At 36.2% G+C, this 20,082-nt stretch carries 22 protein-coding genes; 21 read left to right on the plus strand and 1 reads right to left on the minus strand.

Annotated elements, in window-relative coordinates; all coding sequences use genetic code 11:
* Positions 1-17: 17 nt before the first annotated feature.
* The gene (gene ffh / locus AC59HC_RS18390; protein WP_110010272.1) at positions 18-1,379 is read right to left on the minus strand and encodes a signal recognition particle protein; all 1,362 of its coding nucleotides are present in this window, start codon (positions 1,377-1,379) and stop codon (positions 18-20) included.
* 176 nt (positions 1,380-1,555) lie between these two features.
* On the opposite strand from ffh, the gene AC59HC_RS18395 reads away from it, so the two are divergent.
* The 21 genes from AC59HC_RS18395 (at position 1,556) to AC59HC_RS18495 (ending at position 20,064) form a co-directional block, all read left to right on the plus strand.
* On the plus strand, positions 1,556-1,927 hold the full coding sequence (locus AC59HC_RS18395) for a hypothetical protein (RefSeq protein WP_041461471.1): 372 nt from the start codon (positions 1,556-1,558) through the stop codon (positions 1,925-1,927).
* Between the two features lie 59 nt (positions 1,928-1,986).
* Positions 1,987-3,084: a F0F1 ATP synthase subunit A gene (atpB, locus tag AC59HC_RS18400; RefSeq protein WP_110010270.1), complete on the plus strand. Its 1,098-nt coding sequence runs from the start codon at positions 1,987-1,989 to the stop codon at positions 3,082-3,084.
* Positions 3,085-3,131: 47 nt separating this feature from the next.
* Positions 3,132-3,326, plus strand: a complete 195-nt coding sequence (atpE, locus tag AC59HC_RS18405) for an ATP synthase F0 subunit C (RefSeq protein ID WP_002979108.1) — start codon at positions 3,132-3,134, stop codon at positions 3,324-3,326.
* Positions 3,327-3,410: 84 nt separating this feature from the next.
* A complete protein-coding gene (locus tag AC59HC_RS18410) occupies positions 3,411-3,908 on the plus strand; it encodes a F0F1 ATP synthase subunit B (RefSeq protein WP_047429825.1) in 498 nt (165 codons plus the stop codon).
* A gap of 2 nt (positions 3,909-3,910) precedes the next feature.
* Positions 3,911-4,450, plus strand: a complete 540-nt coding sequence (gene atpH, locus AC59HC_RS18415; protein ID WP_002979112.1) for an ATP synthase F1 subunit delta — start codon at positions 3,911-3,913, stop codon at positions 4,448-4,450.
* A gap of 16 nt (positions 4,451-4,466) precedes the next feature.
* On the plus strand, positions 4,467-6,044 hold the full coding sequence (gene atpA / locus AC59HC_RS18420; protein ID WP_110010268.1) for a F0F1 ATP synthase subunit alpha: 1,578 nt from the start codon (positions 4,467-4,469) through the stop codon (positions 6,042-6,044).
* 76 nt (positions 6,045-6,120) lie between these two features.
* Positions 6,121-6,984, plus strand: coding sequence for an ATP synthase F1 subunit gamma (gene atpG, locus AC59HC_RS18425; RefSeq protein WP_110010267.1), 864 nt, complete (start codon positions 6,121-6,123; stop codon positions 6,982-6,984).
* A gap of 267 nt (positions 6,985-7,251) precedes the next feature.
* Complete coding sequence (locus tag AC59HC_RS18430; protein WP_110010266.1) at positions 7,252-8,610, plus strand: hemolysin family protein; 1,359 nt, start codon at positions 7,252-7,254, stop codon at positions 8,608-8,610.
* A gap of 10 nt (positions 8,611-8,620) precedes the next feature.
* Entirely contained in the window at positions 8,621-8,926 is a 306-nt protein-coding gene (locus AC59HC_RS18435; RefSeq protein WP_099049883.1) for an ATP-dependent Clp protease adaptor ClpS, read from the plus strand.
* Between the two features lie 210 nt (positions 8,927-9,136).
* Entirely contained in the window at positions 9,137-9,751 is a 615-nt protein-coding gene (gene udk, locus AC59HC_RS18440; RefSeq protein ID WP_002979122.1) for a uridine kinase, read from the plus strand.
* 3 nt (positions 9,752-9,754) lie between these two features.
* Positions 9,755-10,111: an FtsB family cell division protein gene (locus AC59HC_RS18445; protein ID WP_002979124.1), complete on the plus strand. Its 357-nt coding sequence runs from the start codon at positions 9,755-9,757 to the stop codon at positions 10,109-10,111.
* A 104-nt stretch (positions 10,112-10,215) separates the two neighbouring features.
* Entirely contained in the window at positions 10,216-11,379 is a 1,164-nt protein-coding gene (locus AC59HC_RS18450) for a methylmalonyl-CoA mutase family protein (RefSeq protein WP_496559126.1), read from the plus strand.
* Positions 11,379-11,819: a DinB family protein gene (locus AC59HC_RS18455; RefSeq protein WP_496559127.1), complete on the plus strand. Its 441-nt coding sequence runs from the start codon at positions 11,379-11,381 to the stop codon at positions 11,817-11,819. The genes AC59HC_RS18450 and AC59HC_RS18455 overlap by 1 nt, the downstream gene beginning before the upstream one ends.
* Before the next feature lie 144 nt (positions 11,820-11,963).
* On the plus strand, positions 11,964-13,124 hold the full coding sequence (locus AC59HC_RS18460) for a class I SAM-dependent methyltransferase (RefSeq protein WP_496559128.1): 1,161 nt from the start codon (positions 11,964-11,966) through the stop codon (positions 13,122-13,124).
* Between the two features lie 140 nt (positions 13,125-13,264).
* Complete coding sequence (locus AC59HC_RS18465) at positions 13,265-13,540, plus strand: hypothetical protein (protein WP_110010261.1); 276 nt, start codon at positions 13,265-13,267, stop codon at positions 13,538-13,540.
* Positions 13,541-13,697: 157 nt separating this feature from the next.
* Entirely contained in the window at positions 13,698-15,077 is a 1,380-nt protein-coding gene (locus tag AC59HC_RS18470) for a dipeptidase (protein WP_227944398.1), read from the plus strand.
* A gap of 209 nt (positions 15,078-15,286) precedes the next feature.
* Entirely contained in the window at positions 15,287-16,207 is a 921-nt protein-coding gene (locus AC59HC_RS18475; RefSeq protein WP_496559129.1) for a T9SS type A sorting domain-containing protein, read from the plus strand.
* 211 nt (positions 16,208-16,418) lie between these two features.
* Positions 16,419-17,342, plus strand: a complete 924-nt coding sequence (locus tag AC59HC_RS18480) for a T9SS type A sorting domain-containing protein (RefSeq protein ID WP_202840691.1) — start codon at positions 16,419-16,421, stop codon at positions 17,340-17,342.
* Positions 17,343-17,422: 80 nt separating this feature from the next.
* Positions 17,423-18,130 carry an SDR family oxidoreductase gene (locus tag AC59HC_RS18485; RefSeq protein ID WP_137904917.1) on the plus strand — a complete coding sequence of 236 codons (708 nt, stop codon included), beginning with the start codon at positions 17,423-17,425 and terminating at the stop codon, positions 18,128-18,130.
* A 199-nt stretch (positions 18,131-18,329) separates the two neighbouring features.
* A complete protein-coding gene (locus AC59HC_RS18490) occupies positions 18,330-19,076 on the plus strand; it encodes an electron transfer flavoprotein subunit beta/FixA family protein (RefSeq protein ID WP_047429867.1) in 747 nt (248 codons plus the stop codon).
* A gap of 40 nt (positions 19,077-19,116) precedes the next feature.
* A complete protein-coding gene (locus AC59HC_RS18495) occupies positions 19,117-20,064 on the plus strand; it encodes an electron transfer flavoprotein subunit alpha/FixB family protein (protein ID WP_202840688.1) in 948 nt (315 codons plus the stop codon).
* Positions 20,065-20,082 lie beyond the last annotated feature (18 nt).

Below are 20,082 nucleotides of genomic sequence, written 5' to 3' on the forward strand. Positions count from 1 at the left end.
TTGAATATGTTCTTTTGTTATTTTCCAAACATTCCACCCATTCCAGGCATATTCGGCATTTTACTCATCATCTGCATCATTTGCTTTCCCTGAGGGCCCTGCATCATCTTCATCATTTTACCCATCTGATCAAACTGCTTCATCAATTGATTCACATCTTCAATTTTTCTTCCTGCTCCTTTAGCAATTCTGGCTTTTCTCTGAGTATTGATGATAGAAGGTCTTCTTCTTTCTTCAGGTGTCATAGAATAGATGATGGCTTCAATGTGTTTGAATGCATCATCACTGATTTCTACGTCTTTGATCGCTTTTCCAACTCCAGGAATCATTCCCATCAAATCCTTCATATTACCCATCTTCTTGATCTGGTTGATTTGCTTAAGGAAATCATCAAAACCAAACTCGTTTTTAGCAATTTTTTTGTGAAGTTTTTTAGCTTCTTCCTCATCAAACTGCTCCTGAGCCCTTTCTACTAAGGAAACTACGTCTCCCATTCCCAGGATTCTGTCCGCCATTCTTTCCGGATAGAAAAGATCTAATGCTTCCATCTTTTCTCCTGTAGAGATGAACTTGATTGGTTTTTCAACAACAGAACGGATCGTTAAAGCAGCTCCACCACGAGTATCACCATCTAATTTCGTTAATACAACACCGTCAAAGTTTAAGGCATCGTTGAATGCTTTTGCTGTATTTACAGCATCCTGACCAGTCATTGAGTCAACTACGAAAAGAGTCTCCTGCGGTTTGATGAAATAATGTACGGATTTGATCTCGTTCATCATCTGCTCATCAATAGCTAGACGACCTGCTGTATCCACGATCACAACATCATGACCGTTTGATTTTGCGAAATTGATCGCGTTTTCAGCAATGGTAGATGGATTGGTAGCGCCTTCTTCAGTATAAACAGGAACTTTGATCTGTCCTCCCAATACTTTCAGCTGGTCAATCGCAGCAGGACGGTAAACGTCACATGCTACCAATAATGGTTTTTTATTTCTTTTTGTCTGTAAATAATTAGCAAGCTTTCCAGAGAAAGTGGTTTTACCAGATCCCTGAAGACCGGCAATAAGGATTACAGTAGGTTTTCCTGAAAGATTGATTCCTTCCTGAGAACCTCCCATCAGGTCTACCAGTTCATCATGAACAATTTTCGTCATCAGCTGTCCCGGAGTAAGGGAAGTAAGAACGTTTTCTCCTAATGCTTTATCCTGAACTCTCTTTGTAAGATCTTTCGCAACTTTATAGTTAACGTCGGCATCTACCAATGCTCTACGGATCTCTTTTACGGTTTCCGCCACATTGATTTCAGTAATTTTTCCTCTACCAGAAATATTGTGTAATGCCTTGTCTAATTTATCCTGTAAACTATTAAACATATTTATTGTAAATTATAGGTTTGCAAAAATAAGGAATTTTTAGGATATCCAAAGTGTTTGAACACGTAATATTATATATACACGTAATATTATTACAAAGAAGAAAAATGATAAATATCAAATCATAGTATAATACGATAGAAAAAGTCTATTTTTGCGATCAATTAAAATATAGAATGAAAATTAATCCCAATATTCTTGTTGTCGTTTTATTCTTTCTGACCTTCCTGGTGCATTTTTCCCTATGGAAATTTGTTTTTCACCTGGATGAGATAGTGATCATTAAATTTTACCTTTTTCTAAGTGTCATGTTTATGATGATGATCACTCTTATTATCTTAATCAATAGAGTAGCACCGGAATTTTTAGGATTGTCTGTTATTGGTTTGATCCTTTTAAAATTCGGTTTAATGTACTTAATCAGAAAAAAACTGAACTTTGAAGTGATTCCAGGCTACAAATTCCATTTTATCATGCCTTATTTTGTCCTGACAGCACTGCTTACGTACTATGCAATCAAGCTTATTAATCATGATAAAAAACAGTAAAATTATTTATTGAAACTAGAAAAAATATCATATTTTTGCACAACGAAAAAAACCTATCAATGTTTAAGAAATTCGCAGTTTTATTCTACAGTATTTTTGTATTAAACTTAGTGTCTGCACAGCACGGAGAGGCTGCTGCTGGGGCAGCTCCTGCTCAAGAGCTTTCAGAGAAAGACAAAGTAAGCAAAGAAAACAAAGAGTTCATCGATCATCACTTATTGGATGCACATGATTTCACATTGATGGTTGATAAAGAAGGTCACCACATCGGTTTTCCTCTTCCTGTTATTATTTATGATAACGGTTTCCACTCTTTTATGAGTAACAAAGAAGGGTTCATGCATGGGGAGCCTACTGAAGTAGATGGTTCTTTTTATGTATTGCACCACGAGAAAATCTATAAGACTGATGCTGCTGGAACTTTAACACTTGGTGAAGACGGTCATCCTACCAATGTAAAGCCTTTAGATCTTTCTATTACAAAAAGTGTATTGATTATTTTATTAGTGTCAATCTTTATGTTTGTATTGTTTGTTGGAATGGCTAAATCTTATAAGAAGTCAGTAGTTCCTACAGGAGCAGCAAGATTCTTAGAGCCATTAATTATCTTTGTAAGAGACGAAGTTGCTATTCCTAATATCGGGCACAAGTATAAGAGATTCATGGGTTATTTATTAACAGTGTTCTTCTTTATTCTTTTCCTTAACGTTCTTGGATTAATGCCTTTTGGGATCAATGTTACAGGTAATATTACAATGACATTCTTCTTAGCTATCCTTACATATCTGATTACGACATTCTCAGCGAACAAAGATTACTGGAAACATATCTTCTGGATGCCAGGGGTGCCAGTTCCAATGAAACTGATCATGCTTCCAATCGAATTATTAGGGACAATCACTAAACCATTCGCTTTGATGATCCGACTTTTCGCCAACATGACTGCAGGACACATCGTAGTAATGAGTTTGATCGGGCTGATCTATGTATTTAAGAATTTTATCGCAGGTGTTGCATTCCCTTTCCTTACATTGGTGATTTATTTACTTGAAGTATTGGTAGCATTCCTACAGGCTTATATTTTTACAATGTTATCAGCACTGTTTATTGGAATGGCAGTAGAAGAGCACGAGCACGAACATCATGCAGCTCACTAATTGAAATTATAAATTAAAGTAAAACAAATTTTTTAAAATTATATATTATGGAAATCCCTAAAATTGTAGGTGCTGGTATCGTAGTACTAGGTGTAGGTATCGGTCTTGGTAAAATCGGAGCTGCTGCTCTTGAAGCTATCGCTAGACAACCTGAGCAATCTGGAAAAATCCAAACAGCTATGCTTATCGCAGCTGCACTTGTAGAAGGTGTTGCGTTTGCTGCTCTATTCGCAGTAAACTAATTAAATTCAAACCATTATCTGTGACGGTTGGTTACAGATAGTGGTTCTTTAAAAAAAAGTAATAATTATTTATACATTTATATAATGGAATTAATTCATCAGTTTTCATCAGGACTATTTATTATCCAGTCTGTTATTTTTCTAGCACTATTATTTTTGTTAGGTAAATTCGCTTGGAAGCCTATTTTAAATTCTATCAATGACAGAGAAACATCTATTGTTGACGCTCTTAATCAAGCTAAATTAGCTAGAAAAGAAATGGAAACTTTAAAAGAGGATAACGAAAGAATCATTCGTGAAGCTAAAATCGAAAGAGATGCGATCCTTAAAGAAGCCAGAGAAATTAAAGACAGAATCGTAGGGGAAGCTAAAGATGCTGCTAAAGCTGAAGGAGACAAAATGATCGAAGCTGCTAAACAGACTATCAACGCTGAGAAAAATGCTGCAATGGCAGACATCAAAACTCAAATTGGTACTTTATCTGTAAACATTGCCGAGTCTATCTTGAAGCAAAAGCTAGATAACAGCGAAGCTCAAAACGAATTAGTTCAAAATTATTTAAACAAATCAAACCTTAACTAAGAATGCTTACATCTAAAGTAGCTAAAAGATACGCACAAGGTTTACTTGACTTCACCAACGAAGCTGGGCAAACGGCTACTGTATTTTCAGAAATGAAAGATGTAGTAAAGGTAATGGCTGAATCTAAAGATTTAAACAAGTTTTTCCTTACTCCTTACATCGATTCTAAAAAGAAAATAGAAGTAGCAAACGAAATATTCAAAGGTTTATCTGTTTCTTCTCAAAACCTGATCAGATTGGTTATTAAGCACGGACGTGAAAACCAATTGAAAAATATTGCTCAGGAATTTATCAACAAAGTAGAAGACCTTAGTGGTGTACAAAGAGTAACGCTTACTACGGCAACTCCGCTTTCAAAAGAGAACCTTGACCAGATTTTAAGATCTACAAATCTTGTAAATGCTGATTCAAACTTTGATCTGAAAGTAAATGTTAAGCCTGAAATTCTTGGAGGATATATTCTGAGAGTAGGTGACCAGCAGGTAGATGCGTCTGTGAAGACAAAACTGAACCAAGTTAAAAAAGATTTCCAATTAAATTAAGAAAAACAACCATACAATGGCAGAAATAAATCCGGCAGAAGTATCTGCGATCTTAAAACAGCAATTGGCCAACTTCGATACTCAATCCAACGTTGAGGAAGTAGGTACAGTTTTAACCATCGGTGATGGTATTGCTCGTGTATACGGGTTAGAAAACGTACAATACGGAGAGTTGGTGAAATTTTCTAGTGATGTAGAAGGTATTGTACTTAACCTTGAAGAAGACAACGTGGGTGTTGCTCTACTTGGTGAAAGTAAATTAGTAAAAGAAGGTGATACAGTAAGAAGAACAAACAGAATCTCTTCTATCAAAGTAGGAGAAGGTATGTTAGGAAGAGTAGTAGATACTCTTGGTAACCCAATCGATGGTAAAGGTCCTATTACTGGGGATTTATACGAAATGCCATTGGAAAGAAAGGCTCCTGGAGTTATCTTCAGGCAGCCGGTAACTGAGCCTTTACAGTCTGGTATCGTTGCAATTGATGCGATGATTCCTGTAGGAAGAGGGCAAAGAGAGCTTATCATTGGTGACAGACAAACAGGTAAAACTACTGTTGCTATCGATACGATCATCAACCAAAAAGAATTCTTTGATGCTGGTCAGCCAGTATATTGTATATATGTTGCTATCGGTCAGAAAGCTTCTACTGTAGCACAAATCGTTAAAACGCTTTCTGATAAAGGAGCTTTAGCTTATACGGTAATCGTTGCAGCTAACGCATCAGATCCGGTTCCAATGCAGGTGTATTCTGCAATGGCAGGAGCTTCTATCGGTGAGTTCTTCAGAGACACTGGTAGACCGGCGCTTATCGTTTATGATGATTTATCTAAACAAGCTGTTGCTTACCGTGAGCTTTCTCTACTATTGAGAAGACCACCGGGCCGTGAAGCTTACCCTGGAGACGTTTTCTACCTTCACTCAAGACTATTGGAAAGAGCTGCAAAAGTAATCGCTGATGATAACATTGCTAAGCAAATGAATGATTTGCCGGAGTCTCTTAAGCCAATTGTAAAAGGTGGTGGTTCATTAACAGCCCTTCCGATTATCGAAACTCAGGCTGGTGACGTTTCTGCGTATATCCCTACAAACGTAATCTCTATTACAGACGGACAGATCTTCTTGGAGTCTGATCTATTCAACTCAGGGGTTCGTCCTGCAATCAACGTAGGTATCTCTGTATCAAGGGTAGGAGGTAACGCTCAGATCAAATCAATGAAAAAGGTATCTGGTACATTGAAACTTGACCAGGCTCAGTATAAAGAATTGGAAGCGTTTGCTAAGTTCGGTTCTGACCTTGACGCTTCTACTTTAGCAGTAATTTCTAAAGGAGAAAGAAACGTAGAAATCCTTAAGCAGCCGGTAAATGCACCACTTCCTGTAGAAAGTCAGGTAGCTATCGTATATGCCGGAACAGAAAACTTAATGAGAAACGTTCCATTGAACAAGATTAAAGAATTCCAACACGAATACATCGAGTTCCTTAGATCTAAGCACCCGGATACAATGGCTGCTATCAAAGCTGGAAAAATCGATAACGATATTACAGGTGTTCTTAAGCAGGCAGCTAACGATTTAGCTTCTAAATACAACTAAAAAATTCAATGTTTAAGGTTTGAAATATAGCGTTTTAAACCTTAAACTTTAGACCTTAAACTTTGAACCCAAATTAATGGCAAACTTAAAAGAAATACGAGGCAGAATTACGTCAATTTCATCTACGATGCAGATTACACGTGCTATGAAGATGGTTTCCGCAGCGAAACTTAAAAAAGCACAGGATGCAATCGTGATGTTAAGACCTTATTCTGAAAAATTACAGGAGCTTATCCAGAATGTAAATTCTAGCTCTGATCCTGATCAGATTTCTGTATATGCTCAGAAAAGAGAGGTTAAAAGAGTACTATTCATCGCTGTTACTTCAAACAGAGGTCTTGCGGGAGCTTTTAACTCTTCTATCGTAAAAGAGCTTAACCTTCAGTTTCAGAACAACGCTCAGTACGAGATTGAAGTTCTTCCTGTAGGTAAAAAAGTATATGATGCTGTGAGAAAAAGCCGTAAGGTATATACTAATGGAAGTACTGTATATGATAATCTGAACTTTGATGCAGTTGCTCATATCACTGAAGGGGTAATGACAAGCTTCAGAGAAGGTAAATTTGACGAAGTGTATGTTATCTATAACAAATTCGTTAATGCTGCTACTCAGGAAGTTACTACAGAACAGCTTCTTCCTATCTCAATGCCGGAAAATACTGAGCCGCAGGTTGAAACGGATTATATCTTTGAACCTAACAGAGCTGAAATCCTGGATAACCTGATTCCAAAGTCTATCAAAACTCAGGTTTTCAAAGCGATCTTAGATTCAGTAGCATCTGAGCACGGAGCGAGAATGACTGCAATGCATAAAGCAACAGACAATGCTCAGGCTTTAAAGAATGATCTTGTGATCTTCTACAACAAAGCAAGACAGGCTGCAATTACCAACGAAATCCTGGAAATTGTTTCCGGAGCAGAAGCTTTGAAAAATTCATAAAGAATTATTTTACTATACCATAAAAGCACCGAATTTATCGGTGCTTTTATGTTTGTGGAAGGCTGAAACGGATATTTACCGCTTAAAAATATCGTTTCTGTTGAAAAACGAGTCGTTGTTCCAATTATTTTTTTTATTTGAAAATAGCGGTATTTTATTGTGTCACTTTCTGTTCCGAAAATTCCTCCATCGAAATAATCTATCCCGGATTCAGGTTATTTTTATTTTACATATCTTTGTACCTAATAAAATTTATACAATCTCTAAATGGACTCGGACATAGTCAGGCTTTTGCTGGCCTTATTTCTTGTTTTACTCAATGGCTTCTTCGTAGCCGCAGAATTTTCAATTGTTAAAGTTCGTTACTCTCAAATTCAGCTAAAAGCTGCAGAAGGAAACTCTATGGCTAAGCAGGCAGAACATATTATCAAGCATCTTGATGAATATCTTTCCGCTACACAATTAGGAATTACATTAGCATCCCTTGCCCTTGGTTGGGTGGGAGAAAGCGCCTTGCACCACGTGGTTGAAAGCCTCTTTCATTCGTTTAATATAGACTTGACACAAACAACGATTACCACCATTTCAGTGGTGACCAGTTTTGTATTGATTACCATCATGCACATCGTTTTCGGTGAGCTTATTCCAAAATCAATCGCGATCAGAAAATCTGAAGCCACTACAATGGCAACAGCAGTTCCGTTGAGAGTTTTTTACACGATTTTTAAACCGTTTATCTGGTTGATGAATTCCATGTCAAATGGTTTCTTAAGACTTGTGAAAATTCACCCGGCTTCGGAACAGGAAATTCACTCTACAGAAGAACTTCAGCTTTTGGTAAAGCAAAGTGCAGACAGCGGAGAGATAGAAGAAGAGAACTATGAGATCATCAAAAATGCATTTGATTTTACAGATCATTCTGCAAAACAGATCATGGTTCCAAGGCAGAATATTACCTCTATTGATTTTGAAGAAGATATCAATGATATTATCAACAAAATAATGGATAGCGGTTACTCTCGTATTCCAGTTTATATTGATTCTATTGATAATGTGATCGGAATTTTCTACACAAAAGAAATTATAAGAGAATTTGTGAAGAGAAAAGGAGATCTGGATCATGAAGATCTTAAAGACTTAATGCGTGACGCCTTCTTCGTGGTGGAAAGTAAAAAAGTTTCAGACTTACTGAAGACTTTCCAGCTTAAAAAACAGCACATCGCCATTGTTATTGATGAATTTGGTGGAACTGAAGGAATTATTACACTGGAAGATATTCTGGAAGAACTGGTAGGGGAAATTCAGGATGAAGAGGACGATGAAGAAAAAATTGTTGATAAAATAGCGGATAATACCTATTGGGTACAGGCTACACAGCCTTTGGAGGAAATCAATGAATTCCTTCCCAGAAAACTTCCTCTTTCCGAAGAAAGCGAGTACAACTCACTGGCCGGATTTATTCTTTATGAGCTCGAAGAAATCCCTGAAGAAAACCAGGAGTTTGATCTTGCAGACTATCACTTTAAAATTCTGAAAATGAATAACAAGAGTGTTGAACTGGTGGAACTTGTTTATCAGGAACCTAATGCGATTGATAATCTGGCAGACAAAATAGGAGAAGTTTAAAAGAATAAAAATGAATTTTTATAACAGCATAAAAGATTACGAAAATCCAAAACGTCAGTACGAAGAAGAAGTACTTGTTCTGGATGATACGGATGAAGTTTATAAACTGGTACTGCATAACGATGATATCCATACATTTGATTATGTGATAGACTGTCTGATCGAAATATGCAAGCATACGCTGGAACAGGCAGAGCAATGCACGATTCTTGTTCATTACAAAGGCAAATGTACCGTAAAAACAGGCTCAATGGATGTTTTGAAGCCTATGCATGAAAAATTAATTTCGCGCGAATTAACAAGCGAAATCGTATAAAATAAAAAACCGGCAAATGAATTGTCGGTTTTTTTTATTAAATCCCAAAAAGAAAGTTAAGTAATACCAATAAATCATAAAGACCTGTCAGTTTTCAGAATGTATTTTAATCTTTAAATCCTTTAATCTTTTAATTTCTCAATACTCTTACATTGTCATATTTTATCTAAAATAGTATATTTGTACCAACTATAAAGAAACAAAAAAACAATGCTTGTAATAGGAATTGCCGGTGGTACAGGATCCGGCAAAACTACAGTTGTTGATAAGATACTTCAGCAGCTTGATATTGAGGGAATGAATATCCTCTCTCAGGATAATTATTATCACGACAACCAGGGTCTTACATTGACGGAAAGAGAAGCTCTGAACTACGACCATCCGAAATCAATAGACTTTGACTTACTGATAAAACATGTAAAAGCTTTAAAAAACAATGAGCCGATTGAACAGCCGATTTACAGCTTTGTTACACATTCCAGAACAGGAGATCATGTCACTGTAGAACCTAAAAACGTATTGGTAGTAGAAGGAATTCTTGTTTTGACCAACAAAGAATTGCTGAAAGAATTTGATCTGAAGGTATTTGTTCATGCAGATTCTGACGAAAGACTGATCAGGAGGATCAGGAGAGATACCCAGGAAAGGGGAAGAGATCTGAGCGAAGTATTGCACCGTTATCAGACCACATTGAAACCAATGCACCAGGAATTCATCGAGCCGTCTAAAAATGAAGCCGATCTTATTATCCCCAATATGAAACAGAATTCCGTAGCCATTGATTTTTTAACTACTGTTATTAAAAACTCGTTGAAAAAACATTAAAAAATGGAAGAAAACAACCTTATCAAAGACATTCAGCCGAAATCTGAAACATTCAAACTTATCCAGAAATATGTTTTGAACAAGTATACCATTACGATCTGTCTGTTTTTGGTATGGATGATTTTTTTCGATAAAACTTCATTTCTTGTTATTAATGAACTGAATGGTGAGATTCATAAATATGAAGAGCAGCTGGATTATTATAAGAAAGAGTACGAAAAAAATGATGCTTTTTATAAGAAACTGATGAACAACAAGTCAGAAAAAGAAAAATACGCAAGAGAAAATTATTTTATGAAAAAACCGAATGAAGAAATTTTCATTTTGGTGGTAGACAGCACAAAAGTGGCTAAAAAGTAATAAAAGTTGAATAGAATTACGTTAATGATGAAATTAATTTTTAGTTTTTAAAAATTCACTTGCAAAGCAAAATTCACCATTAACAATTCACAAATAAAAAACTAATGTCAAATACAGATATACTTTCAAACTGGGAAAACCTGGTCAAAAAACAACTTAAAACAGAGGATATTTATCCCGTTTTAGAAAAACAGAATCTGGAAGGAATAGAAGTGAAGCCTTTTTATACTGAAGTTCAGAAGCCTTTGGTAAACCTGCCAAGAGTTGAAGAAAGTACCCATCTGGTTGCAAGATACCACGAAAGTCTGGAAGAAGAAGTATTTGCATTTATGCTGGATCAGAATGTAGAAAATCTGGATCAGAAAACCATTTTTGTGAATAATAAAGATCTTGCAGGGCACATCAGTCCTAAAGAAGAAGACCAGTATTTTTCACTGATTGATGTTTTTAATGAAAAAGAAGGAAGTATTGATGATCAGCTGGTAAAAGAATTACTTTCAAAAGATTTTAAAAGAAATATCTGCGTAGATATCTCACTGCATCAGAATGCCGGAGCTGCCATCTATCAACAGCTTGGAATTGCCCTTGCGAAAGCTAAGGAGTTAGCAGAAGTGTATGGAGCTGAAATTTTAAATAAATTGATTTTCAGAATAGCTGTTGGAGGAAGTTATTTCTTTGAAATGGCTAAGCTGAGAGCTTTTAAGATTATTTTCAACCAGCTTTCAAAAGAATACGGACTGGATGTAGTTCCTTACATCTTTGCTGAAACTTCGTTACGAAATAAAGCTGTTTCAGATAATGAAAATAACCTGATCCGTTCTACGTTGGAGCTTGCTTCTGCCATGATTGGCGGAGCAGACGCTGTTTTCTCCAACAATTATCTTGTAGACAGAAGTACGGATAACTCGGAAGAGATCTCTTTCAAGCAACAGATTGTTCTGGCATACGAAAGTATCATCAACGTATTTGAAGATGCTTCAAACGGAAGTTATTATGTTGAAGATATTACCCGGCAGTTTGCAGAAAAAGCATGGGCTTTATTTGTTGAAATTGAAGAAGCAGGAGGATATCTTGAGCTGTTGAAACAGGGAGCTATTCAGAAAAAAATCTATGATCATGCGATTGAAGAGCAGCAATGGATTGAAGAAGGTAAAATAAAGCTGATCGGAGTGAATCTGTACCCTAAATTAGACGTTAAAAAGTCTATTACGGATCTTTACAGCGAAAAAGAAATAAAAGCCGTACGCTGGGCTGAAATGTTTGAGTAATGAAAGAAAAACTGATAGATTTATTTGAATATACCCATCATTTCAACGCTGAGATGATTAAAGTTATTTCTGAAAACAGAGAGCTTATTAACGATAAAACGGTCAGTTTGATAAATCATACCTTTAATGCACAACAGATCTGGAATGCCCGGATATTGGGAGAGGAAACCTTTGAAGTATGGCAGATCAATCCCTTTGAATCCCTGGAGGAGATTAATCATAAGAATTTTCTTAAAAGTATTGACATTATCAGTAATCTTGATTTGGATAAAAGAATAGAATATCAGAATTCAAGAGGGACAAAGTTTGAAAACACTATTTTTGAAATGCTTTTTCATGCAGTAAATCATTCTACCTATCATAGAGGGCAAATCAATTCTTTGCTTAAACAGAAAGGTATAACACCGGTATTGACTGACTATATTTTTTATAAAAGATAATTTTAAGATAGTGATACTTTGACTCCGCTTAGTATGACACGGTTAATTATACTGTCTTAATCTCTCAATAGTAAATTAGGCATTTAGCATTAGCATTGTCATGCTGAGCGGAGTCGAAGCATTTTAAACACATGAATATAAGTAGTGGCAGAATCTGTGGGAAATAAACTGTTAAACAAAGACGTTCAAAACTATATCAATGCAAATCTAAAAACAGATCTGCACTCATTATTACTAAAAAAATCCCCTTTTCCTGAGGTTTCCATGCATGAAATTGTACAACAGATCAAAGGAAAACAGGTGGCAGAGAGAAAATTTCCGTTTCTCTTAAAAGAGGGTATTCTCTTCCCACCACAGCTTAATCTTGAACAGTCTTCATCAGAAAAAACAGCGCTTTATAAATCAGGATTTCTAAAAGGAAATAAATTCATTGACCTTACAAGCGGTTTTGGGATTGATGCCTTTTATCTGTCTCAAAATTTTGAGAATGTCACTTTAATAGAGCAGAATACAGAGCTTTTAGAGATTGTTGAAAATAACTGGAACATCCTGGGCTGTAAGGCAAAATTTGTCAACAGAAAACTCGAAGATTTTCTGGATGAAAATCAGGAATATTTCGATGTTGTTTATCTTGATCCGGCAAGGAGAGACCAGCAAAAGAACAAAGTTTTTCTTTTAGAAGACCTGTCACCTGATATTCTTGAAATTCAGGGAAAATTACGGGCTATTTCCGGTCAGGTAGTTGTTAAACTGTCACCTCTTATTGATCTTAAATATCTTGTCTCTGTGCTGCCCGGTATTACAAGAATTGATGTTATTGCCCTCAAAAATGATGTGAAAGAAGTTGTCGTATTTCTCTCCAACGAAAATACGGATAAGATCATCTGTAATTGTGTGAACCTTGAAAGCGGAGAAGAGACTTTTACATTCAGATTTGGGGAAGAAGAAACTGCGGAATCGGAATATTCCGAACCGGAAAAATACATTTATATTCCCAATCATTCTATTTTGAAGGCGGGAGCTTTTAATTTGATTTCCCTGAAATTCGGATTGAAAAAACTTCATCCCAACAGCCATCTTTACACTTCCTCTGAAAAGATTGAAAACTTTCCGGGAAGGATTTTAGAAATGGAATCTGTTGATTCTAAAAGTATTAAAAAGAAAGGACAGTTTAATATCATTGCAAAAAATTACCCTTTAAAACCTGAAGAAATCAAAAAGAAATACGGTTTAAAAGACGGAGGAGATCAGTATCTTATTTTTACCCAATCCAAAAAAGGGAAAATAATATTAAAATCAGTATAAAAATGTTGCCGAAAAAAGCAGGATTTCTTACTTTTGGGCAATCAAAAATTGAAGCATGTAATCGCTTGCTGTTTGGAGGGTCAGAATAGATTGAAAATAGTGCGGTTCCATATTATCTTTTAAAAAAAATAATTTTACATATGAAAAAATTAGTTATCTGTTTAGCGATTGCAACGGTAGCGGTAAGCTGTAAAAAAGTTCCGCAAGGAGGAAACAAAGCTACTTTGAAACTTGAAGAAGGAGTAGAAAGATATTCTGACGCTCCTCAGGGAGAAGCTCACGGACATGAAGCTGCTGCAGCAGAGCATAAAGAAGAAGCTCCTGCAAAACCTGAAGAAGCTGCTGCTCCAAAAACAGACAGTACTGCTGCTGCAAAACCTGCTGAAGCTGATAAAGCTCCAAAAGCTGAACACTAATTAGAAGTACAAAATATATAAGTGCCCTGTTTCTGCAGGGCATTTTTTTATTAAAAAGAGGGCTATGGGGTTCATTAGCATGAGATTGGGAAAATCCTTTCTTTTTGTTTGTCCCTGCCAGGCATTTTTTTTAATTTTAACAAAATAAATTTTTACAATGCAAGAGACATTAAATTACATCAACGAAAACAAACAACGTTTCGTGGATGAATTATTTGAGTTATTGAGAATTCCTTCTATTTCTGCGGATCCGGCGTATAAAGATGACGTTTTGAAATGTGCAGATGTAGTGGCGGCACACCTTAAGAATGCTGGAGCTGACAATGTTGAAGTTTGCCAGACAAAAGGATATCCAATTGTTTTCGGGGAGAAAATTTTAGATAAAAGCTTACCTACAGTATTGGTATACGGACACTACGATGTTCAGCCGGCAGATCCGTTGGAATTATGGACAAAGCCACCTTTTGAGCCTTATATTGAAAAAACTGAATTACACCCTGAAGGAGCTATCTTCGCAAGAGGTTCTGCTGACGACAAAGGACAGTTCTTCATGCATCTGAAGGCTTTTGAGGCCATGATGAAAACCAATGCTCTTCCTTGCAATGTTAAATTTATCTTAGAAGGAGAAGAAGAAGTGGGTTCTGTAAGCTTGGGAGACTGGGTAAACGAGAACAAGGAGAAATTAGCTTGTGATTGTATCTTAATTTCCGATACCCATATTTACAGCAATGAGCAACCTACTGTAACAACTGGTTTAAGAGGTTTAAGCTATGTAGAAGTAGAAGTGGAAGGTCCAAACAGAGACTTGCACTCAGGTCTTTACGGCGGAGCGGTTCCAAATCCTATCCATGTTCTTTCGAGAATGATCGCTAATCTGATTGATGAAAACGGTCATATCACTATTGATGGGTTCTACGACAATGTAGAAACTGTTTCAGATGCTGAAAGAGCTGAAATGAACAAATTGAAAGACAATCCGGAAGAATTCAAAAAATCAATCGGATTAAGTAATATCGAAGGTGAAAAAGGATATACTACTCTAGAAAGAACTTCTATCCGTCCTACTTTAGACTGTAACGGAATCTGGGGTGGTTACACAGGAGAAGGAGCTAAAACTGTAATTCCTTCAAAAGCTTTTGCTAAAATTTCAATGCGTTTGGTTCCTTACCAGACTCCTCAGGAAATCACGGAAAAGTTCACGAAATATTTTGAAAAAATCGCTCCGGATACAGTAAAAGTAAAAGTAACTCCTCACCATGGAGGAATGCCTTATGTTTTACCAACCAATACAAAAGAATTTGCTGCTGCAAAACAGGCGATGGAATCAGCATTCGGAAAAGAAGTTCTTCCTTACAGAGGTGGAGGAAGTATTCCGATTACCGCCATGTTTGAACAGGTGTTAGGGGCTAAGTCTGTATTAATGGGCTTCGGGTTGGATTCTGATGCGATCCACTCTCCAAACGAACATTATGGATTGTTCAATTTCTATAAAGGGATTGAAAGTATTCCATTGTTCTTTGAGAATTATTCAAAGTAATTGATCAATAATACGATATCATAAGGTATTTCTGGAAAGAGATACCTTATTTTTTGCTTTATATTATCCTGTTATCAACTGCTGGCAGAGTCTTTTTAAGAATTTTAAAAATTAAATTCACTGAAAATAAAAGGGTTAATTTTTATTTGCAATAAGTTATTTCACTATTCATTGAAAGTTTATATTTTTAATACAAAACTTGATTTACTATGAAAAAATACTATTCAGTTGCAATTTTGCTATCTTCAATATGCATTTTAGCTCAGCAGACCATTTCCTTTGAGTCTAATGAAGGGTTTAACACCGGAGATATCAATGGGCAGACAGGCTGGATCAGTACTCCCACAGGAGGTATACCGCAAAATGTTACCCATCAGACCATCAGCATGGATAAAGCCAGTGATGGTAGCCGTTCCCTTAGAATCGTAAAAGAAAATACATATGGAACTCAGAATGATCCGATCATAGGAGGGTTTTATAATCTTCCGGCACCGTTGGCTTCCAACAATTTTTCTGTATCATTCGATATCAACATGTCGCAGTTCAACGGCTCTGATTTTGGTTTTCAGGGTGTAGACAGTATTGATGACCAGTCTGTGGTGAGATTGGATTTTGAAAAAACAGGATCGGTAAAGATTTTAAACACGGTTTCAGGTATACAGAATCTGATTTCCCTGCCTTCAATCTGGATACCTAACACCTGGTTTCGGTTAAAAATAGTAGGAAGTGCCACAGATGTGCGGTATTACCTTAATAATGTGCTGATCTACACTGGAACAGCCGCCAATTCTTTAAATATAGACCAGCTTCGTTTCGTCCATAATAATTCATTGGGATCAGCTTATATTGATCATATCAAAATTAATAGTGAACTGGGGGTAATGGCGGTACATGATTCTAAAGAAAACACTAAGGAAATTGCGGTTTATCCTAACCCCGCCCATGATTTTATCAATATTAATACAGTTGCCAAAGTAAAAAGTATTGACCTCTATGACGAGACAGGAAAACTCATAAAGACGGAAATAAACAACAATAAAATAGAGGTAAAAGGCTTAAGTGCAGGAATATATAATGTCAATGTTAAAACCGAAGGAGGAAATTTTACAGAAAAAGTGATCATCCGATAAATTATTTCTTACCTCTGGAAACATGGGATCTTTTTAGCGCTTTAATGTATTCATGGATGATTTTTCGGAATTGATCTTCTTTCTTGGATTTAATATCTTTGCGATTTTTGATTAAAAATATTATGTTAATTCGTTAATATGTGTAAAAAATTAACGTGTTTTGTTTTTTAGATTTAAAACGTATATATTTGCTTGAAACTAAAAAAATATCATGAAGAAACTTTACATTTTCGCAATTTCGTTGATTTCAATATCATCTTTTGCCCAGCAGACCATTTCTTTTGAAGCCAGTGAAGGATATACAGCAGGGAACATTAATGGACAGCAGGGTTGGGTTACTACCAATGATGGAGGAGTACCGCCGGTATATATAACAACCCAATTGGTGTCATCTGAAATAGCAAGCCAGGGATCAAATAGTTTTAAAATCACTCCGGATCCAGCGTATGGGCCGCAACAGAGCCCGGTAATGGGTGGCTTTTATACCTTTACGACACCCCTGACATATAACAGCTTTACACAGTCATTTGATGTAAGACTTACCCAAAAAAGTACATCCAGTTCAGATTTTGTTTTTAGAACAGTAAGTACAACAGGAGCTGGAGGAATTGTTACCTATATCGATTTTTCTTATGACGGAAGTATTTTACTCGCTACAGCAGGATCCGGTAATCTGGTTAATACCAACCAGACCTGGAATGCCAATACCTGGTACAGGGTAAAAATAGTTTCTACGGCTACAGGAATCCAATATTTCCTGAACGATGCTCTAATCTATACAGGACAGCCATTCAGTAATAATAATATTAACAGAATGGATTTTGTACATGACAACTATGGAGGTTCGGCCTATATCGATAATATTAAAATCAATAATGAAGCAGCGTTATCTACGAAAGATGCCGTTAAAAATGATGTGAAACTGTCCATCTATCCAAACCCTGCTACTGAGGTTATAAAAATCACAACTCCTAACAAAATTAAACATGTTGAAGTATATGATATGTCCGGAAAAAGAGTGGATGCAACACTCAATGGCGATCAGGTAAACGTTAGAAATCTATCTGCCGGAACGTATTTATTAAATGTAGAAACAGAAGGAAGAAACTTTACAGAGAAGTTCATCAAAAAATAATTACTGATAAATCTTAGTATCAGCAGAACGCTCCAATTGGAGCGTTTTTGTTATTTTAGAGAATTAAAAATTTTAATCATATGTCAGATCATAAAACAGCTTATATAACAGGCGGAACCAAAGGAATAGGTTTCGGGATTGCGAAAATTTTACTTGAAAATGGCATTTCTGTAGCATTTTCAGGAAGAAAAAGAGAAGATGTAATGAAGGCGGAAGAAGAACTTAAGCAATATTCAGAAAATGTTTTGGGAATTGTTTCTGATGTAAGAAGCTTGGAAAGCGAACAGGAAGCTGTAAAATATACCGTTGAAAAGTTCGGAAGGCTGGATTATGTTATTGCTAATGCAGGATTAGGGATTTTTAAGCCCGTAGATGAACTTACCGCAGCAGAATGGAATGATATGATAGAAACCAATCTTACAGGGGTTTTCTATACTTTAAAAGCCTCTGTAGAAGAGTTGAAAAAGACAGAAGGCTACTATATTACCATTTCCAGTCTTGCAGGTGCCAATTTCTTTGAAAACGGAACTGGATACAATGCTTCCAAATTCGGAGTGGTAGGTTTCACTCAGGCTGCCATGATCGATTTAAGAAAATACAATATTAAATCTACTGTAATTATGCCTGGATCAGTAGCCACTCATTTTAATGGAAATATTCCGTCTGAAAAGGATAATTGGAAGATCCAGCCTGAAGATATGGGGAATCTTGTACTGGATATTTTAAAGATGAACCCAAGGGTTTTGCCGAGTAAAATAGAGTTTAGGGCAACAAAACCAGCGAAGTAACTACATCTAATGTATTGAATAATAATTTAATAAGTATTATGCATGCATAATATATTTTTTATTTATATTAGCAAAAATTAATTCAAACAAAATCTCTGCATAAACTGTCATGATTTTATGCGCCAAAAGGGAAAAAATAAAATAGCACACATGAAACCTTAAGGTTACATATGACCAATAAAAAAATTAAGAACAACATATGAAAATATTAGTTTGTATTAGTAGTGTTCCGGATACTACTTCCAAAATTAACTTTACAGCAGACAAATCTGCTTTCGACAAAAACGGAATTCAGTGGGTAATTAATCCTCTAGACGAATTTGCGTTGACAAAAGCGGTTAAACTTCAGGAATCTCAGGGAGCAACAGTAACGGTAATCAACGTAGGTGATGCTGCTACAGAACCTGTAATCAGAAAAGCTTTGGCAATTGGAGCTAACGATGCTGTAAGAGTAAATCTTGACCCGAAAGACAGCTATTCTACAGCAAAAGAAATTGCAGCTGTAGCTCAAAACGGAGGATATGATCTTATCCTGTGCGGAAAAGAATCTATCGATTATAACGGAGGTTCGGTTCCTGGAATGGTAGCTCAGTTATTAAACCAACCTTTCGTAAACGCTTCAGTAGGATTAGACGTTAACGGAAGCGAAGCTACTGCAGTAAGAGAAATTGAAGGAGGAAAAGAAACTATTTCAGTAAAATTACCGGCAGTTATTGCAGGTCAGAAAGGATTGGTAGATGAAAAAGATCTTATCATCCCAAATATGAGAGGAATTATGTCTGCAAGAACAAAACCTTTGCAGGTAGTAGAGCCTTCTTCCTCAGAAGTAAAAGTTCAGGGTGTATCTTATGACAGCGTTCCGCCAAGAGCTGCTGTGAAAATGGTTTCTCCTGATAATCTGGATGAATTGGTAAGATTACTTCACGAAGAAGCTAAAGTAATCTAATCTTTAAATTTTTCAATCTTTAAATTTTAAATGTAAAACAATGGCAGTATTCGTATACGCAGAAAATATAAATGGAGTTTACAAAAAAGCAGCTTTCGAAGCAGTTTCTTATGCTAAAGCTATTGCTGATAAAGCGGGAGATACCGTTACGGCAATCTCTGTAAACCCAACTGATTCTTCAGATCTATTATACAAATATGGAGCATCAAACGTTATCAATATCAAAGACGAAGGTCTTAAAAATTTCTCAGCAAAAGCATTTGCACAGGCTGTAAGTGAAGTAGCAGACGGAAATATTATCGTTTTCCCTCACACTACTGACGCTTCTTCCGTAGCTCCTATGCTTGCTGTAATGAAGAACTATTCTTTAATTACCAATGCATTGGAAACTCCAGAAAGCCTTTCTCCTTTCCAGGTAAAAAGAAGAGCATTCTCAGGAAAAGGTTTCATGCATGCAAAAGCAGAAGGAAACGGAGTAATCGTTACTGTTTCTCAAAACGCTTTCGGTGTTAAAGAAAATGCAGTATCAGGTTCAGAAGAAGTGAAAAACTTATCTGTTGCCAATGAAGATACTAAAGTGATTTCTCACGAGCAGAGTTCTGGTAAATTAGACCTTAAAGAAGCTGAAATTGTTGTTTCTGCAGGTAGAGGTATGAAAGGACCTGAAAACTGGGGAATGATTGAAGATCTGGCAAACGTTTTAGGAGCAGCTACAGCATGTTCCAAGCCGGTTTCTGATATCGGATGGAGACCTCACACAGAACACGTAGGACAAACAGGTAAAGCAATTTCTCCGAATCTTTACGTTGCAGTAGGAATTTCAGGAGCGATTCAGCACCTTGCGGGAGTTAACTCTTCAAAAACTATCGTGGTAATCAACAGTGATCCTGAAGCACCATTCTTCAAGTCTGCTGACTACGGAGTAGTAGGAGATGCTTTCCAGATTATTCCTGCATTAACAGAGAAAATTAAAGCAATAAAAGGATAAGAAAGTAAATTGTGAATA

The organism is Chryseobacterium sp. DZ-32 (assembly GCF_059587025.1).

Coding starts and splice junctions, on each gene's coding strand:
- AC59HC_RS18475 (WP_496559129.1), top strand. CDS start 15,287: ATGAAAAAATACTATTCAGTTGCAATTTTGCTATCTTCAATATGCATT.
- AC59HC_RS18435 (WP_099049883.1), top strand. CDS start 8,621: ATGAATTTTTATAACAGCATAAAAGATTACGAAAATCCAAAACGTCAG.
- AC59HC_RS18395 (WP_041461471.1), top strand. CDS start 1,556: ATGAAAATTAATCCCAATATTCTTGTTGTCGTTTTATTCTTTCTGACC.
- AC59HC_RS18495 (WP_202840688.1), top strand. CDS start 19,117: ATGGCAGTATTCGTATACGCAGAAAATATAAATGGAGTTTACAAAAAA.
- ffh (WP_110010272.1), bottom strand. CDS start 1,379: ATGTTTAATAGTTTACAGGATAAATTAGACAAGGCATTACACAATATT.
- atpA (WP_110010268.1), top strand. CDS start 4,467: ATGGCAGAAATAAATCCGGCAGAAGTATCTGCGATCTTAAAACAGCAA.
- AC59HC_RS18410 (WP_047429825.1), top strand. CDS start 3,411: ATGGAATTAATTCATCAGTTTTCATCAGGACTATTTATTATCCAGTCT.
- atpG (WP_110010267.1), top strand. CDS start 6,121: ATGGCAAACTTAAAAGAAATACGAGGCAGAATTACGTCAATTTCATCT.
- AC59HC_RS18485 (WP_137904917.1), top strand. CDS start 17,423: ATGTCAGATCATAAAACAGCTTATATAACAGGCGGAACCAAAGGAATA.
- AC59HC_RS18480 (WP_202840691.1), top strand. CDS start 16,419: ATGAAGAAACTTTACATTTTCGCAATTTCGTTGATTTCAATATCATCT.
- atpH (WP_002979112.1), top strand. CDS start 3,911: ATGCTTACATCTAAAGTAGCTAAAAGATACGCACAAGGTTTACTTGAC.
- atpE (WP_002979108.1), top strand. CDS start 3,132: ATGGAAATCCCTAAAATTGTAGGTGCTGGTATCGTAGTACTAGGTGTA.
- AC59HC_RS18445 (WP_002979124.1), top strand. CDS start 9,755: ATGGAAGAAAACAACCTTATCAAAGACATTCAGCCGAAATCTGAAACA.
- AC59HC_RS18430 (WP_110010266.1), top strand. CDS start 7,252: ATGGACTCGGACATAGTCAGGCTTTTGCTGGCCTTATTTCTTGTTTTA.
- udk (WP_002979122.1), top strand. CDS start 9,137: ATGCTTGTAATAGGAATTGCCGGTGGTACAGGATCCGGCAAAACTACA.
- AC59HC_RS18450 (WP_496559126.1), top strand. CDS start 10,216: ATGTCAAATACAGATATACTTTCAAACTGGGAAAACCTGGTCAAAAAA.
- AC59HC_RS18470 (WP_227944398.1), top strand. CDS start 13,698: ATGCAAGAGACATTAAATTACATCAACGAAAACAAACAACGTTTCGTG.
- AC59HC_RS18455 (WP_496559127.1), top strand. CDS start 11,379: ATGAAAGAAAAACTGATAGATTTATTTGAATATACCCATCATTTCAAC.
- atpB (WP_110010270.1), top strand. CDS start 1,987: ATGTTTAAGAAATTCGCAGTTTTATTCTACAGTATTTTTGTATTAAAC.
- AC59HC_RS18490 (WP_047429867.1), top strand. CDS start 18,330: ATGAAAATATTAGTTTGTATTAGTAGTGTTCCGGATACTACTTCCAAA.
- AC59HC_RS18465 (WP_110010261.1), top strand. CDS start 13,265: ATGAAAAAATTAGTTATCTGTTTAGCGATTGCAACGGTAGCGGTAAGC.